Source organism: Verrucosispora sp. WMMC514, assembly GCF_027497295.1.
Classification (GTDB): domain Bacteria; phylum Actinomycetota; class Actinomycetes; order Mycobacteriales; family Micromonosporaceae; genus Micromonospora; species Micromonospora palythoicola.
In genome coordinates this window covers 5,993,599-6,009,139 of sequence record NZ_CP114906.1, presented here as the reverse complement: position 1 = coordinate 6,009,139, position 15,541 = coordinate 5,993,599, and the positions used below count along the sequence as shown (strand labels likewise).

At 72.4% G+C, this 15,541-nt stretch carries 14 protein-coding genes; 5 read left to right on the top strand and 9 right to left on the bottom strand.

What is annotated here, in order from left to right; translation table 11 throughout:
* Positions 1-4: 4 nt before the first annotated feature.
* Entirely contained in the window at positions 5-1,555 is a 1,551-nt protein-coding gene (locus tag O7597_RS27850) for a PLP-dependent aminotransferase family protein (protein ID WP_281581200.1), read from the bottom strand.
* A 58-nt stretch (positions 1,556-1,613) separates the two neighbouring features.
* On the opposite strand from O7597_RS27850, the gene O7597_RS27845 reads away from it, so the two are divergent.
* Positions 1,614-2,225: a LysE family translocator gene (locus O7597_RS27845; protein ID WP_269741670.1), complete on the top strand. Its 612-nt coding sequence runs from the start codon at positions 1,614-1,616 to the stop codon at positions 2,223-2,225.
* An 18-nt stretch (positions 2,226-2,243) separates the two neighbouring features.
* Positions 2,244-2,936, top strand: a complete 693-nt coding sequence (locus O7597_RS27840) for a phenylalanine--tRNA ligase beta subunit-related protein (RefSeq protein WP_281581199.1) — start codon at positions 2,244-2,246, stop codon at positions 2,934-2,936.
* Between the two features lie 112 nt (positions 2,937-3,048).
* Here the strand turns inward: O7597_RS27840 and O7597_RS27835 are convergent, their stop codons facing one another.
* Together O7597_RS27835 and O7597_RS27830 are read right to left on the bottom strand one after the other, a co-directional pair.
* Positions 3,049-3,651 carry an MBL fold metallo-hydrolase gene (locus tag O7597_RS27835; protein WP_281581198.1) on the bottom strand — a complete coding sequence of 201 codons (603 nt, stop codon included), beginning with the start codon at positions 3,649-3,651 and terminating at the stop codon, positions 3,049-3,051.
* 94 nt (positions 3,652-3,745) lie between these two features.
* Complete coding sequence (locus tag O7597_RS27830; RefSeq protein WP_281581197.1) at positions 3,746-4,282, bottom strand: MarR family transcriptional regulator; 537 nt, start codon at positions 4,280-4,282, stop codon at positions 3,746-3,748.
* Positions 4,283-4,389: 107 nt separating this feature from the next.
* Here O7597_RS27830 and O7597_RS27825 point away from each other — a divergent pair, with 107 nt between their 5' ends.
* Together O7597_RS27825 and O7597_RS27820 are read left to right on the top strand one after the other, a co-directional pair.
* Positions 4,390-6,042: an LLM class flavin-dependent oxidoreductase gene (locus O7597_RS27825; protein ID WP_281581196.1), complete on the top strand. Its 1,653-nt coding sequence runs from the start codon at positions 4,390-4,392 to the stop codon at positions 6,040-6,042.
* Positions 6,043-6,391: 349 nt separating this feature from the next.
* Positions 6,392-6,943 carry a DUF1772 domain-containing protein gene (locus O7597_RS27820; RefSeq protein ID WP_281581195.1) on the top strand — a complete coding sequence of 184 codons (552 nt, stop codon included), beginning with the start codon at positions 6,392-6,394 and terminating at the stop codon, positions 6,941-6,943.
* Here the strand turns inward: O7597_RS27820 and O7597_RS27815 are convergent.
* From O7597_RS27815 to O7597_RS27795, 5 genes are all read right to left on the bottom strand, one after another.
* Positions 6,909-7,778 carry a sugar ABC transporter permease gene (locus tag O7597_RS27815; RefSeq protein ID WP_269742753.1) on the bottom strand — a complete coding sequence of 290 codons (870 nt, stop codon included), beginning with the start codon at positions 7,776-7,778 and terminating at the stop codon, positions 6,909-6,911. The two genes, O7597_RS27820 and O7597_RS27815, sit on opposite strands and share 35 nt — an antisense overlap.
* A 71-nt stretch (positions 7,779-7,849) precedes the next feature.
* Complete coding sequence (locus O7597_RS27810; protein ID WP_281581194.1) at positions 7,850-8,884, bottom strand: ABC transporter ATP-binding protein; 1,035 nt, start codon at positions 8,882-8,884, stop codon at positions 7,850-7,852.
* Complete coding sequence (locus O7597_RS27805) at positions 8,881-10,206, bottom strand: sugar ABC transporter substrate-binding protein (protein WP_281583329.1); 1,326 nt, start codon at positions 10,204-10,206, stop codon at positions 8,881-8,883. The genes O7597_RS27810 and O7597_RS27805 overlap by 4 nt, the downstream gene beginning before the upstream one ends.
* 2 nt (positions 10,207-10,208) lie before the next feature.
* Positions 10,209-11,030, bottom strand: coding sequence for a carbohydrate ABC transporter permease (locus O7597_RS27800; RefSeq protein ID WP_269742751.1), 822 nt, complete (start codon positions 11,028-11,030; stop codon positions 10,209-10,211).
* Between the two features lie 55 nt (positions 11,031-11,085).
* Positions 11,086-13,875, bottom strand: a complete 2,790-nt coding sequence (locus tag O7597_RS27795; RefSeq protein ID WP_281581193.1) for a sialidase family protein — start codon at positions 13,873-13,875, stop codon at positions 11,086-11,088.
* 154 nt (positions 13,876-14,029) lie between these two features.
* Here O7597_RS27795 and O7597_RS27790 point away from each other — a divergent pair, with 154 nt between their 5' ends.
* Complete coding sequence (locus tag O7597_RS27790; protein WP_281581192.1) at positions 14,030-14,896, top strand: pentapeptide repeat-containing protein; 867 nt, start codon at positions 14,030-14,032, stop codon at positions 14,894-14,896.
* A gap of 112 nt (positions 14,897-15,008) precedes the next feature.
* Here the strand turns inward: O7597_RS27790 and rnhA are convergent, their stop codons facing one another.
* Positions 15,009-15,488, bottom strand: coding sequence for a ribonuclease HI (gene rnhA, locus O7597_RS27785; RefSeq protein ID WP_281581191.1), 480 nt, complete (start codon positions 15,486-15,488; stop codon positions 15,009-15,011).
* Positions 15,489-15,541 lie beyond the last annotated feature (53 nt).

The following is a 15,541-nucleotide window of genomic DNA, read 5'->3' as shown; positions in this document are numbered from 1 at the left end:
GCGGCTACCCCCGCCGCACGGCGGCGACGGTCGCGATCCCCGCGTCGATGGCCGACGCGGTGTTGGCCGCGTAGCCGAGCACCAGGCCGGGGCGATAGGGCCGCAGGCAGTGCCAGGACAGCGGCTGCACCTTCACCCCACGCGCCAGCGCCGCGGCGGCGAGTTCCGTGTCGACCACATCGCCGTCGAGGGTGACCATCAGGTGCAGCCCGGCCGCCGCGCCGTGCACGGTGGCCTCCGGCAGGTGCCGGGCCAGGGCGGCGGTCATCGCGTCCCGGCGGCGTACGTGGCGTTGGCGCAGCAGCCGCAGTTGCCGTTCGAACGCTCCGGAGGTGATCAGCTCGGCGAGCACGAGTTGGGGCAGGACGGCGTTTCCCAGGTCGGCGTTGCGTTTGGCCGCCACCACCGCCTCCCGGTATCGACGGGGCACCAGCAGCCAGCCGATCCGCAACGCCGGGGCGAGCAGCTTCGACACGCTGCCGGCGTAGCACACCCGCTCGGGCAGGGTGGCCCGCAGCGCGGGCACCGGCGGACGGTCGTAGCGATGCTCGGCGTCGTAGTCGTCCTCGATGACCAGGCCACCCGTCCGGGTCCAGGCGGCGAGCTGGCGGCGCCGTTCGCCGTCGAGCACCGCGCCGGTCGGAAACTGGTGCGCCGGGGTGAGCATCACCGCCGGCACGCCACTGGCTGCCAACTCGTCCACCAGCACCCCGGCGGCGTCCACCGGGATCGGCACGGTGGTCAGCCGCCAGTTGTCGAGATGCTGACGGACACCGAGCGAGCCGGGGTCCTCCACACCGACGGTGCTCACACCGTCGGCGCGCAGCGCCTGGGCCAGTAGGCCGAGCGCCTGTGAGACGCCGGTGGTGATGATGACCTCGGCCGGGTCGACGCCGATGCCCCGGCTGCGGGCGAGCCATCCGGCGACGGCCCGGCGCAGGGTCGGCGTCCCGCACGGGTCACCGTAGCCGAGGTCGGCGGCGACCAGCCGGCCGAGTACCGCCTTCTCGGCACGCATCCACGCCGCCCGGGGAAACACCGCCAGGTCGGGTACGCCGGGCGTGAGGTCGATGCGGGCCGGGATGGTGCGTACCGTGTCGAAGACGTCGGTGCCCGGTGCGGACCGGAACACGGCTGCCGGATCGGCCTCCCGGGCCGGCGGCGCGGCATTCGGCGGCGCGGCTGCCGAGGTCGTCACCGTGAGGGCGCTGGCCACGACCACCGTGCCGGCCCGGCCCCGGCCGGCGACATGCCCGTCCTCCATCAGACGCTGGTACGCCTCGACCACCACGCCCCGGGACACCCCCAGGTCCGCCGCGAGGGTCCGGCTGGCCGGCAGCCGGGATCCGATGGGAACCACTCCGTCGGCGATCGCCCGGCGTAGCCGGTCGGCCAGCCAGGTGGCCCGGCCACCCGGCGGTGCCTGGCCGACGTCCAGGTGCAGAAAGTCCGCCCCGGCGTTCAAGCTCGGTTCCGGCACCGGAGGCGACGTCCGGCCAGGGTCACCGCCGGCCGTTATGGACCTGTCGGCGGGCACGGTTTTGGCACTGCTCATCGGACCATTGTCGGCGGCAGGGTGGTGGTGAACCATAGCCGACCAAGGAGCAGTTCACGTGACCGTCGCATTCCTGCTGACCACGCTCATGGTGGTCGCGACCCCGGGAGCCGGGGTGCTGTTCACCCTCTCCGCCGGCTTGACCGGTGGGCACCGGGCCGCCCTGCTCGCCGCCCTTAGCGGCACGTTGGCCACCCTGCCGCACCTGGTGGCGGCGGTGACCGGGCTCGCCGCGTTGCTGCACTCCAGTGCGCTCGCCTTCGACCTGGTCAAGTACCTGGGCGTGGGCTACCTGCTCTGGCTGGCGGTGGCGACGGTACGCGAACGGGGCGCCTTCACCGTCGACGGCAGCGGCCCCGCCCGGCCGGCCAGCCGGATCATCGGCTCGGCGGTGGCGATGAACCTGCTCAACCCGAAGCTGACGATCTTCTTCGTGGCGTTCCTGCCCCAGTTCGTCCAGCCCGGCAGTCCGGGTGCGCTGGCCCGGATGCTCGGCCTGGGGGCGGTCTTCACGGCCACGACGCTTGTGGTCTTCGTCGGCTACGGACTCTGCGCCGCCGCGGTACGCCGGCGGGTGCTCGACCGCCCCCGGGTGGCCGACTGGCTGCGCCGGTGCTTCGCCGGATCGTTCCTGGGGCTCGGGCTGCTGCTGGCCCGCGCCGAGGCGTGAGCGGACGAGGAGCCGGAGTTGTTCTTCCAGCACTCACCACAGCTGTGGGCGCAGCACCCCACGCTCGTCGCCGGTGTGCTGTACGCCGAGGGCGTCGCCGGGAACCCCGATGCCGACCTGCCGCTGGCCGAGTTGGTCGGTGTGGCCCGCCGCAGGCTCGACGGGACCACCGAGGCGGCGTTGCCGGAGATCCAGGCGTGGCGACGGACGTTCGCGCGGATGGGTCTGGCTCCGACGAGGTACCGGTGCGCGGCGGAGTCGCTGCTGCGGCGGCTGCGCACCTCAGGTGACCTGCCGAGGGTGCACCCGCTCGTGGATCTCGGCAACGCCGTCTCGGCCGCGTACGCCGTGCCGGTGGGGATCTTCGACGTCGACCGGTGTGGCGACGGCATCGAGGTACGGCAGGCCAGGGGCGACGAACGCTACCTGACCTTCGGCGGGGTCGAGGAGCACCCCGAGCCCGGTGAAGTGATCTTCGCGGATTCGGCCGGCCGGGCACACGCGCGACGGTGGACAAATCGGCAGAGCGGATGGTCGGCGGTACGTGACGACACCCGCACCGTGCTGGTGGTGGTCGAGGCGATGCACCAGGCGGCGAACCGCGACGTGCCGGCGATGCTCGACGCGCTCGCCGCCGGGCTGCGACACGGCTGGGGCGTCTCGGCACACACCAGCGTGCTGACCCCGTCCGAGCCTCGGTTCGAGGCGTAGGGCCGGTGTCGAGGCCCACGGTCGAGCCGAGTTCAGGCGGCGGCCGGCGACGTGGGTAGGTCCGCAGACGGCCGGCACGGGGCGGCCGTCTGCGGACCTCGGTCCGCACGGATCAGCGGCTCTCGCCCGGCGCGAGATAGCGGTAGCCCGGCACGGTCTCGCCGAACCAGCCGTTGACGCTGGCCAGGCCACGCTCGTTGAGCTGGGCGTCGTGGATCGGCAGGACCTCGGGCGCACCGACCTCGACCGCGAAGTCGATCGCCTCGGTCAGCTTCAGCCAGGACGCCTGCGCCGGCACCAGCAGGGTCCGCACCGGCCGGTCCGGTGGGGCCAGCGAGTCGCCGGGGTGGTAGACCGCGTCGGCCACGAGGTAGCCGAGGTTCGGGCAGTCGGGCTGCCCTCCGTGGATGGTGGCGTGCCGCCCACCGACCGCGGTGACCTCGAGGCCGGCGGCGGTGAACCGCTGCCCCGACCGCACCCGGGTCACCGGTAGCGGCGCCAGGTCCGGCAGGGCGGCGCCCTCCGGCGCGAAGACCGGTACGCCGAGGCCGGCGAGCCGGAGCACGTCGATGTGGTCGGTGTGCTCGTGGCTGACCAGAACGGCGTCCGCGCCGACCAGTGCCCGCGGTTCGCTCCAGGTGCCCGGGTCGATGACCAGCACGACGCCGTCGTGTTCGAGCCGGACGCAGGAGTGCGTGTACTTCGTGATCCGCATTTCCGGGACGGTACGCCGCGGAGCCCGCCGCCGGGTGCCTCCCGCTCGGCGCGGGTCGTGCTGTCGCCGGCCGACGCGCCGGTGACGTGCTGCGTCAGGTCCGGGTCGGACGCCGCCGTGCGGCGCGTCCGGTGGGCGGCCGCTCCGCCGCCGCCTCGACCGCCTGGCACAGGTCGGTGAGCGGGTCGACCGCCTGCGCCGCGCAGGCCACCCGGCGCAGCAGAGCCCGCAGGGTGCCGGCCTGTTTCGGCGACAGCTCCCGCAGCAGCCGCGACTCGACCGCGTCGAGGGCTTCGCGCCGGTGCCGCGCGGCCGCCCGGCCGGTCTCGGTGAGGGTGACCAGGCGGCTGCGCCGGTCCGCCGGGTCGGGTCGGCGGACCACCAGCCCGCCCTGCTCCAGGTCGTCGATCAGGTACGTCAGGACGGTGCGGTCGATGCCCAGCTCCTCGGCGATCGCGCCCTGGTTGCGGGCCGGTTCCCGGTCGGCCGAGGTGAGCACCTGGTATCCGCGCGGTCCGCCGGGCAGGTCACCGACCGCGTGGTCGGCGGCGCGGACGTAGGCGCGGAAGACGACGCCGAGCATCCAACCGAAGTCGTCGTTGATCGGCTCGCTGCCCCGGGCACCGCTCATCACTCCACGATAGCGTAGGTCACATATTTTCTTGTGCGATGATGTTCTGTACGACATAACATTTTTCCTGCGGCGAGCGGCGCCGCGGGATCGGGAGGACGGCCGAGATGAGCGACTACGGGCACCCACTGACCTTCGGGTCGTTTCTCACGCCCGGCAACGCCGACCCGATGCGGCCGGTCGGCCTGGCCATGCTCTCCGAGCAGGTCGGGCTCGACCTGGTGACGTTCCAGGACCATCCCTACCAGCCGGCGTTCCTGGACACCTGGACACTGCTCAGTTTCGTCGCCGCCCGCACCGAACGGGTACGGCTGTCCGCCAACGTCACGAACCTGCCGCTGCGCCCGCCCGCCGTGCTCGCCCGTAGCGTGGCCAGCCTCGACCTGCTCGCCGCCGGCCGGATAGAACTCGGGCTCGGTGCCGGCGCGTTCTGGGACGCGATCGAGGCGATGGGTGGCCGACGCCTCTCCCCCGGGCAGGGGGTGCGCGCCCTCGAGGAGGCGATCGAGATCATCCGCCAGATCTGGGACGTCGACGCCCGCGGCGGAGTTCGCGTCGACGGCGAGTTCCACCGGGCGATGGGCGCCAAGCGCGGGCCCGCCCCCGCCCACGACATCGGCATCTGGCTCGGCGCGTACAAGCCGCGCATGCTGGCGTTGACCGGGCGGCGGGCCGACGGCTGGCTGCCCTCCCTGGCCTACCTGCAACCCGGCGACCTGGCCCGGGGCAACGCCATCATCGACGAGGCCGCCACCGACGCCGGGCGCTCCCCGACCGACGTGCGCCGGCTGCTCAACGTCAACGGACGGTTCGCGGCCACCGGGAGCGGCCCGCTCAACGGTCCGGCCGAGCAGTGGGCCGAGGAACTCGCCGGCCTTGCGCTGACCGAGGGAATCAGCACGTTCATCCTGGCCAGCGACGATCCGGACGACCTACGGCGGTTCGCCGCCGAGGTGGCACCGGCCACCCGGGAACTTGTCGCCGCCGAGCGCGCCGCGCCGCCGACCGGTGTCCCGGCCGGGCAGGGCCACACCGCGACCGACCCGGCCGGCGCCCCGGCCGACCGGACCCGCACCGCGACCGACCGGGCCGTCACCACCAGCGGCACGCGCAGCAGCACGTCGGCCGGCCCGACCGCACGTCCGACCACTGTCGGCGCGGCTCCGTTCGCCGTGGTGCCGACGCCGGACGACGGCGTACGCCGCAGCGAGGTGCGGGTGTGGGACGAAGCGGCCCGACCGGCCGGACCGGCCCCGGACCCGCAGCGCACCTACACGGCGCACGACCAGGCCGGCGCACAGCACCTGATCGACGTGCACGACGGTCTGCGGGCCGAGTTGGCCCAGATCCACGACCTGATCGAGCAAGTCGCGGCCGGTCTGATCGACGTGGGCACGGCCCGGTCGCACATCAACACGATGACCATGCGGCAGAACAAGTGGACGTTGGGCACCTACTGCGAGTCGTACTGCCGGGTGGTGACCACCCACCACACGATTGAGGACCGGTCGCTCTTCCCGCACCTGCGACGGGCCGACCCGCGACTCGCACCGGTCATCGACCGGCTCGAGGAGGAACACCACGCCATCCACGACGTGCTGGAGGGCGTCGACCGGGCGCTCGTCGCCTTCGTGGCCACCCCGGACGGGATGGCCGACCTGCGGGCGGCGGTGGACCTGCTCAGCGACACGCTGCTGTCCCACCTGTCCTACGAGGAACGCGAACTGGTCGAGCCGATCGCCCGCCTCGGCGCGCACTGACGTCGCGCTCGGCGCGGCTGGGGCGGGTGGTGGGTCCGGCGAACCTGTCGAGCTGACGGCACATCCGGATCGGTGGCGATAGCACGGACGGGTCAGGTCGACAGCGGGCATACATGGGGATCCGCCGGGAAGGACGCCCCGCGGGGTATGGGTGAACCCGAGGAACCGGCGGGGGCCGTGACGCGACAGCGGCATCGCCCACCGACGGGTCTGACGGCGGCTGGCGTACGTCGAGAGGCGATCCTCATCCGCGCCGTCAGACGGCAGATGACTCACCGTCACCGACCTACCGTTCACACCGCAACGGACCGAGCGCGCCCGCACGGGCGCCGAAACGGTGGGAGAAGCGGTGTCCCGCAGCAGATTGACCTGGCTCGGGCTGGTCGCGCTGACCTGGGCGGCGATGATGTCGTTCGGCGGCGTGGCGGCCGAGACCGTGATGCTCTACCCGAACATCTTCCACGACGCCCCGGCGTCGCTGGAGCGCGCCCGCGACTTCCTGACGGTGAGCGGCCCGAGCGACTACTTCCCGCCGCTGGGGGCCTCGGTGGTGCTGCTCGGCGTCGCCACCACGGTGCTCACCTGGCGTGATCGCCGGCTGCGGTGGTGGGTGGCCGCCGCGACGATGGTCTTCGTCGCGTGTGAGTTCCTGTTCTCGGTCGTCTTCTTCTGGCCGCGCAACGAGATCATGTTCGTCGACCCGGTGGGCACCCACTCACCGCAGTACCTGCGCCAGGTGGCGGAGGAGTTCGTCGCCGGGCACCGGGTGCGGCTCGCCGGTGGCGCGGTGACCGCCGCGCTGGCCTTCACCGCGCTGCTGCGGTGGGCCCGTACCTCCTCGGGGCCGCGGTCGACCGGCAGCACCGTCACACCTGGTAGAAGCGACGGTAACGGCGGATGAGCCGCCACTGGACCAGCACCGCGGCGACGGTCAGCAACATCATCACCAGGGTCGCCGCCGCCGCGTAGCCGTACCGCAGGTACTCGAACCCGGTCTGGTAGACGAACAGCGACAGGTAGGTGGTGGCGTACGGCGGGGGGCCGCCGTCGGTCACCACGAACGCCGGCACGAAGGTGAAGTGCAGGCTGGCCACCGCGTCGCGGACGGCCAGCAGGGCGAGCACCGGCGCCAGCAGCGGCAGGGTGATCCGGCGGAAGACGTCCCAGCCGGTGGCGTCCTCGATGGCAGCCATCTCGTACACGTCGCGGGGCAGCGCCCGCCGGGCGGCCAGCAGCACCACGAAGGTCTCCCCCATGGTGAACAGGCTCATCAGGATGATCCCGGCGCGGGCACTCGTCGGGTCGGTCAACCACTGCGGCGGGGTACGCCCCAGCACGGTCAGCCCGTTCTCCCCGCCGACCCGCAGCAGTTGGTTGATCGGCCCGTACAACGGGTTGAACAGCCACAGCCAGAGCAGGCCGTACGCGATCTCGGGCACGGCGGTGGGCAGCAGCGCGGCGGTGCGGGCGGTGCCGACTCCGGCCGCCCGGCGGTGCAGCAGCAACGCCAGGCCCAACGCCAGCAGCACCCGCAGCGGCACCGCGACGAGAGCGAAGACCACCGAGTTGAGCAGCGCCACGCGGAAGATCGGGTCGTCCAGCAGGGCGGCGAAGTTGTCCAGTCCGGCCCAGGTCGGCGGGCGCAGCAGGTCGTAGTCGGTGACCGACATGCCGAGCGTGACCAGGGCGGGCACCAGGACCAGCCCGACCAGCCCGATCAGGTAGGGCGTCAGCATCAACGCCAACTGCCGCCGCGCCCGGGTGTCCGGCCGGGCCGCTCGCCGCCCCGGCGCCGCGTCGCCGGCGCTCACGGCTGGTACCGACGGCCGGTGTTGGCGTGGAACAGGTGTGTGTCGGCCCATCGCACGTCGAGGCGTACGGTCGCGCCCCGCTCGGGCCGGCGGGCGGCCGGCATCCGGGCGACCACCTGGTGCCCGGCGGTGAGGCGCAGGTACGCGAAGGCGTCCTCGCCGATCACCTCGACCCGGTCGACGGTGGCCGGGGTGCCCTCGGCCACGTCGAGAGTGACCGCCTCGGGTCGGAACCCGATCTCCAACGGCTCCTCCCCCAGCGTCGGCGCGTCGCCGCGCGGTCGCAGCGGGCCGTCGGCCGGCAGCAGGTTCATCGCCGGTGAGCCGACGAACCGGGCCACGAAGCTGCTCGCCGGGGTGCGCCAGATCTCGTCCGGGGTGCCCACCTGCTCGACCCGCCCGTCCCGCAGCACCGCGATCCGGTCGGCGAGCACCAGCGCCTCGGTCTGGTCGTGGGTGACGTGCACCATCGTCGCCCCGAGCCGGTCGTGCAGGGCCCGCAGCTCGGTCCGCATCTCGGCGCGCAACGCCAGGTCCAGGTTGGACAGCGGCTCGTCGAGCAGGAACACGTCCGGTTCGCGGACCAGTGCCCGGGCCAGGGCGACCCGTTGACGTTCCCCGCCGGAGAGCTGCCCGGGCCGACGGTCGAGCAGCCCGGCGCAGCCCACCGTCTCGGCCGCCGCCCGGGCCCGGTCGCGGGCCAGCCGGCGCGGGGTGTCGCGGACCTCCAGCCCGAAGGCGATGTTCTCGACCACGGTCAGGTGCGGGAACAGGGCGTACGACTGGAAGACCATCGACACGTTGCGTCGGCCGGGCCGCTCGTCGGTGACGTCGCGATCGGCGATGCGGACCCGACCCGCGGTGACCGGTTCCAGCCCGGCGACCACCCGCAGCACCGTCGACTTGCCGGCGCCGGAGGGGCCGAGCACCACCAGCAGCTCACCCCGGGCGACGGTGAGGTCCACCTCGTGCAGCACGGTGGTGTCGCGATAGGCGGCGCTGACCCCGTCGAGCACGAGCCCGCCGCTCACCCATTCTCCCCTCGGGCGAACATCGGCCGGCTCTTGGTGTCCAGCTCCCGGATCACGTCGTCGATCTTGTCGCCACGGTGCACGGCGTTCTCCAGGATGCCGTAGCTGAGGTCCTCGATCTCCGGCCAGGTGGAGACGGTCGGCAGCGCCCGGACGGTGGGGATGGCGTCGAGGAAGACCTGCGAGTTGCGGGGCGGCTGATCCGGGTCCAGGAACGCCGGAGAGCGGGAGACCCCCATGTGCGACGGCACGGTACGCCCGGTCGCGGCGATGATCCGCTGTCCCTCCTCCCCCATCGCGTACTCCATGAACCGCCACGCGGCGTCCTTGTTCCGCGACCCCCGGGTCATGCAGTACGCGTCGGAGTGCAGCACCCCGACCGGCTTCCGGTAGACCGGCAGTGGTGCGACGTCCCACTCGAAGCCGGTGATGGTGCGGAAGTTGGTGGTGGCCCGGCGGGAGGTCATCAGCATCGCGAGCCGGCCGTTGAGGAAACGCGACTCGTCGTCCTCCGCCTCCACCTCGGCGTCGCTGGGCACCACCCCGTACGCCTGCCGCAGGTCGATCAGGTTCCGCAGCGCCTCCCGGGCGGCCGGGCTGTCCAGGGTGAGCCGGGTCGGCCGGTCGGGGTTGTCGACGATCTCACCGCCGTTGGACCAGACCAGCGGGGCCAGCCGGATGATCGACGGCTCCACGCCGAGGCCGTGCACGGCCGGCAGCCGAGCGGCGCCCTCGGCCTCGGTACCCTTGATCACCAGCCCTCGGTCGTCGCGGGTCATCAGGGTGGCGGTGGAGACGAGGTCGTTCCAGGTCCAACCGGCCGTCGGCTCGGGCACCGCGTACCTGGTGAACAGGGTGCGGTTGTAGTAGACGGCGAGGCTGGAGACGTTCTGCGGCAGGCACAGCTGGGCACCGCCCCACCGGAACGCCTCCATCGCCACCGGGTAGTAGTCGGCCGGGTCGAGCACCGACGAGGCGGCGATCCGCTCGTCGAGCGGCTCCACCACCCCCTTGGCGGCGAACTGGCCGTAGAAGCGGTAGTTCATCAGGAACAGATCCGGCGGCGCGCCGCCGGCCACCGAGGTGGCGAGCCGGGCCAGCAGGTCCTTGCGGTCACTGGCCTCGATCAGCTGGATCCGCTCACCGGTGCGGGCCCGCTGGTACGCCTCGGCGAGGGTGCGGTACGCGCCCAACTCCTCCGGAGCGCCGAACACCAGCAGCCTGACCGGGTCGCCGGCCGACGACCCGCCGCCGGAACCGCAGCCGGTGAGGGCGAGCAGGGCGCTCACCGCGAGAGCGGACAGGGATCTGATTCGCACGATGGTCATCCCTCGGCTCGGTCGTCGTGGCGCAGGAAGCGCCGCTGTGCCAGCGCGAAGACCACGAGCGCGGGCACCGTGGCGATCACCGCCCCGGCCAGGAAGACGGGAAAGTTGGTCGGGTCCAGCAGGGACAAGGACCGCAACGCCAGCGGCAGGGTGAACAGCTCGCGGTCGTAGACGTAGATCAGCGGATCGAGGAAGTTCGACCAGGTCAGCACGAAGGTCAACGCGGTGAGCCCGGCGGTCACCGGCCGCACCAGCGGCAGCGCAACCCGCCACCAGGTCCGCAGCGGCGACAGGTCCTCCACCAGGCAGGCGTCGTACAGGTCGGCCGGTAGCGCGCGGAAGGCCAGGTAGTAGACCAGGACGTAGAGCGGCGAGGTGCCCAGCAGCGCCGGGGCGATCAGGGGTACGAGGGTGTCGGTCAGCCCGAGCAGCCGGAAGATCGCGAAGCGGGGCACCAGCAGGGCGGTCGCCGGCACCATCAGCGCGACGAGCGAGGCGGCCACCACGACGGTGGTGGCGCGTGGGGCGATCCGGGCCAACGCGAAGCCGGCCAGTGCGGCGACCAGCACGCTCAGCGGCACCGCCAGCACCGCGACGAGCACCGAGTTGAGCGAGGCGCGCAGCAGACCGCCGAGGTCGACGGCGCGCTCGTAGCCGGTGGTGGAGAGCGGGTCGGGCACCAACTGCGGCGTCGGCGACGGCGGTAGCCCGGGCTCGGTGAGGGAGCCGGAGACCAGCAGCAGCAGCGGCGGGACGAAGACCAGCAGGACGAAGGCCGCGCCGAGGGTACGCCCCAGCCGGGCGGCCCGCTCGGGCAGCGGTGAGGGGCCGCGAGCGCGGCCCCTCACCAGTGTTGTGCCGATGATCGTGTCCCTACCTCAACGTCATCTTCCAGGCTCCGAGGCCGTGCGAGGCAGCGTAGAGGATCCGCTCGCCGGGCACGATGGTCAGCCCGGCCACCTCGACGTTCGGCATGCCACGGGCCGCCTTGGTCCAGGACTTCTTGCCCTTGGGCAGCAGCAGCACCCCGAAGTCGGTGGAGGCGTACAGGTCACCGGTGACGTCGTCGCGGACCAGGTCGGTGATCGGCTGGTCGCCGAAGTCGTACGACCGGTCGCTCCAGGTCGCCCCGTCGGCCGTGGCCGTCACCTCGAAGGCGTGACCGGGGGTGGTCGGCGTGTTCGAGCCGTACCCGCTGTAGGAGATCCACGCCCGGTCCGGGTTCGCCGGGTCGATGTGGATGCTGGTGACGAAGCGGTTCGGGCTGGTGGCGCTGTCCACCCGGGTCCAGGTCACCGCGGCGGCCGGCTCGGCGTCGACGTTGCGGCTGACGAAGACCCGGCCGGTGCTGGTGGCCGCCCAGGCGGTGGAGCTGTCCGAGTCGACCCGCTGGATCACCGACACCGCGCCGCCGGCCCGGTCGCCCCAGCCGGCATCGGTCAGGTTGGTGGTGCCCAGCGGCTCCCAGTCACCGCAGTCCTCCTCGTAGGTGCCGGTCCAGGAGTTGCAGATCCGGTCGGCCTCGGCCAGTGTGCGGTCGCCCAGACCGAAGGTCTTGGTGCGGTACGCCGTCCGGCCGGTGCCGGCGAACATGGTGCCGCTGACCTTCGGGTCGCTGATCACCGGGGCGTAGAACAGGCTGCCCGGCTGGCCGTAGATGGGGTCGGCGGTCCAGATCCAGCTCGCGATGTCACCGTTGGCGAAGCTCACCTCGGGAGAGACGTCGTAGTAGGTGTGGAACCGGAACTCGGGGCGGGCGACGTCCCAGCCGGAGGCTCCGCCGTCACCGATCATCGTGTTGACCCAGCGTTGCCGCTGGCCCTTGTTCTCCCAGGTGCCGTTGTCCTGGGTGCCGCCCTGCAACAGGTTGACGTCGTGCGGGCTGGCCGAGAGGCTGATGAACTGGAGGGTGTTCATCCCCTTGTTGACGCCGTCCAGCTTCGACGGGATCTTCGACAGCATCTGCCGGCAGCGGTCCCGCTGGGCCTGCGTGGTCAGGTTGCGGTCCGGGTTGTCGCACCAGGACGAGCGGTCCACGAACTCACCGCTGGAGCGCATCACCCCGCCGTCGTTGGCCTCGAAGAACTGGTACGGGTTACGCGGGTTGGTGACCAGGTCGTGCTGGTCGGGGTGCAGACCGTTGGGGTGCAGCTCGTCGGTGCCGTCGTAGGTCATGTCGGTGCCGCTGACCCCGGCGTCGGTGGACATGATCACGGCCCGCTTGTTGGCCACCGTCTCGCCGTACAGGTAGGAGCCGCCGGTGTAGACGATGTCGGGGTGCCCCGCCGGGGTGTGCACGAACACGTCGTACCAGCACTGGCCGGTGCACTGGTTGTAGGTGGCGAAGCCCGGGTCGGCCGGGTTGGAGCTGGTCAGGTCGGTGAACGTCGGAGTGCCGGCGGCCACGTCGTCGCTGCGGAACAGCCGTGAGTACGGGGTGCCGGTGTTGCCCTCGTAGACGTACATCCGGGTCTTGCCGCCGGGCAGGGCGGTCACGTCGATCGCCGGGCGGGTCTGGAACATCGCCGGGTTGAGTGACGGCTTGATCTGCGTCCAGGTCGCTCCGGCGTCGGACGAGCGCCACACCCCCCGCCCGTAGGAGGAGGCGTAGACGATGTCGGCGTCGCGCGGGTCGAGCTTGACCTGGCGTACGCCGCGCGGCGAGCAGCTGGCCGTGTTGTTGTACTCGGCGGCGCTGCCGGTGCAGGCCGTGGCGTCGGCCGAGCCGTTGTGGATGAACTTCCAGCTCTTGCCGCCGTTGGTGGACTTGTACAGGCCCCACTTCTCGGCGTCCGGCACCGGCCGGGTGACGCCGGTGCAGCAGGAGCTGGACATGCCGCGCAGCGCGGTGGTGGTCGCCACGTACAGCGTCTTGGGGTCGCCGGGCTTGATGGTGATCTCACCGATGCCCTTGCCGCCGAGCGCGTCCTTGCCGAGCGGGCCGGACCAGGTCAGGCCACCGTTGGTCGACCGGTACAGGCCCACGCCGGCGACGCAGCCGGAGCCGCAGGTGTTGGCCTCGCCGGTGCCGACGTAGATGGTCAGGCCGGTGCGGTCGTTGCGGTCGATGGTCACCGCGCCGGCCGCGTTGATGCCCAGCGGGCCACCCAGGTAGAACCACTTCGGTTCGGCGGCGAGGATGTTCAGGGTGCCCCAGACGCCACCACCGGCCGGGGTCACGTACGCCCGGCAGAGCAGCTTCGAGCAGTCCGGGCTGATGTCGATCGAGGTGACCCGGCCACCGGCGACGTACTCGTTGGGTACGTAGTTGAAGGCGTTGCGGTACTCGGTGAACGGGTAGAGCGCCTCGCTCGGGCCGACGTTCGTCCACTGCCGGCTGCCCCTGAACCGCTTGTCGGCCGCCGTGAAGGCCGCCTTCGACCGGTCCAACTGGGCGATGGTGATCGCGTCCGCGGGGTAGGCCCGCTCCAGGAACGCCTGCTGGGCGGCCCCACCGGGTCCGTCCGGAGACATGCCGCTGTCGCCCGGAACGGCGCGGCGCAGCCGCTCCAGGTGGGCACCGAGGGCGTTGGGCATCTCCCCGCCGACCGCGACGGGTGTCGGCACCTCGGCGCCGGCGAAGTGGATTCCGACCAGGCCGGTCGACGCCACGAGGGCACCTACCGCCAGGCCGACAAGAAGATGGCGACGTCTACGCTTCACGAGGGTTCCTCCGGCATGACGGCGTCACCGCAGCTCGGCATCCGGATTGGCGACCGTCGCTGGCAGCGTCCACGCAGGAATATGTCAGAGGGATCCACCACAGGCAATAGAGCTGTTAGACGTTATCCAACCGCCGCGCGGAGGAACGGATCGGATGTCGGAGGAGGGTGGGCCGACGGGCGCCGAGTTGCGGGCCGACTGTGCCCGCTGCTTCGGCCTGTGCTGCGTCGCCCCCGCCTTCGCCGCGTCGGCGGACTTCGCCCTCGACAAGCCCGCCGGCCAGCCGTGCCGCAACCTGGGGACGGACTTCGGCTGCACCATCCATGCCGGGCTACGGGACCGGGGTTTCCCCGGCTGCGCCGTCTTCGACTGCTTCGGTGCGGGTCAGCGGGTCGCCCAGGTCACCTACGGCGGGCGGGACTGGCGCGACGAGCCGCGACGTGCCGGGCAGATGTTCGACGTGTTCGCGGTCATGCGCCCGCTGCACGAGCTGCTGTGGCTGCTCACCGAAGCGCTGCGGCTGAGTCCCCCGGCCGACCTGCGGGCGGGGCTGGCAGCCGCGCTCGCCGAGACCGAGCGGTTGACCGGTGGCGACCCGCAAACGCTGCTCGCCACCGACGTCGACACGCATCGGGCTGCGGTCAACCCGCTGCTCTCGCGTACCGCCGAGCTGGCCCGCGCCCGGGGCGGAGCCGGCGCCGACCTGCGCGGTGCCACGCTGGTCGGCCGCGACCTGCGCCGCACCACCCTGCGTGGCGCGAACCTGCGTGGTGCGGTGCTGGTCGGCGCCGACTTGCGCGGGGTGGACCTGACCCGGGCCGACCTGACCGGCGCGGACCTGCGCGGGGCGGACGTGCGCGCAGCCGACCTGTCCGAAGCCCTCTTCCTGCACCGGTCGCAGGTCGACGCCGCCCGGGGCGACCCGCGGACCCGCTTGCCGGAGCGGATCAGCCGCCCGGCCCACTGGTCGCACCTGCCGCTCGACCCGACGAGAACGGTGCGGCGCGGCCGGCGCCGCTGACCCGGTGCCGGGTCGCTTCCCCGGCCCGCTCGACCCCGCCAACGGCGACCACCACGTGTCCGGTCCGGTCACGCCCGGCACCTGCCCGGGAAGCGATCCGCTGCCTGGCCGGTCAGCGACCACCGGAGGCGGCAGCGGTCCGGGCCTCGGTCATGCCCTGGTTGGCCAGGGCGTCGGCCCGCTCGTTCTCCGGGTGCCCGTTGTGCCCCTTCACCCACAGCCAGGTGATCTGGTGCCGGGCGCAGGCCGCCTCCAGCCGCTGCCACAGGTCGGCGTTCTTCACGGGCTGCCTGGCGGCGGTCAGCCAACCGTTGCGTTTCCAGGACGCCAGCCAGCTGGTGATGCCGTTGCGCACGTACGTGCTGTCGGTGTGCAGCTCGACGGTTACCGGACGGGTCAGGCTCTCCAGCGCCTCGATGGCGGCGGTCAGCTCCATCCGGTTGTTCGTGGTGGGGCTCGCCTCCCCGCCGCGCAGCTCACGCTCGTGGGAGCCGTAGCGCAGCACCGCACCCCAGCCACCCGGGCCGGGGTTGCCGCTGCACGCCCCGTCGGTCCAGATCCGCACCACCCGGCCGGCCGCCTCGTCCACCATGGGGAGAATCTACCGAGGCCACGCTGGCTGCCGGCGGGCACCGCGCAGGTGCC

Excerpts from the sequence above, each read along its gene's own strand:
- rnhA (WP_281581191.1), bottom strand. The coding sequence starts at position 15,488 with ATGGTGGACGAGGCGGCCGGCCGGGTGGTGCGGATCTGGACCGACGGG.
- O7597_RS27825 (WP_281581196.1), top strand. The coding sequence starts at position 4,390 with ATGAGCGACTACGGGCACCCACTGACCTTCGGGTCGTTTCTCACGCCC.
- O7597_RS27815 (WP_269742753.1), bottom strand. The coding sequence starts at position 7,778 with ATGCTGACGCCCTACCTGATCGGGCTGGTCGGGCTGGTCCTGGTGCCC.
- O7597_RS27830 (WP_281581197.1), bottom strand. The coding sequence starts at position 4,282 with ATGAGCGGTGCCCGGGGCAGCGAGCCGATCAACGACGACTTCGGTTGG.
- O7597_RS27790 (WP_281581192.1), top strand. The coding sequence starts at position 14,030 with ATGTCGGAGGAGGGTGGGCCGACGGGCGCCGAGTTGCGGGCCGACTGT.
- O7597_RS27850 (WP_281581200.1), bottom strand. The coding sequence starts at position 1,555 with ATGAGCAGTGCCAAAACCGTGCCCGCCGACAGGTCCATAACGGCCGGC.
- O7597_RS27835 (WP_281581198.1), bottom strand. The coding sequence starts at position 3,651 with ATGCGGATCACGAAGTACACGCACTCCTGCGTCCGGCTCGAACACGAC.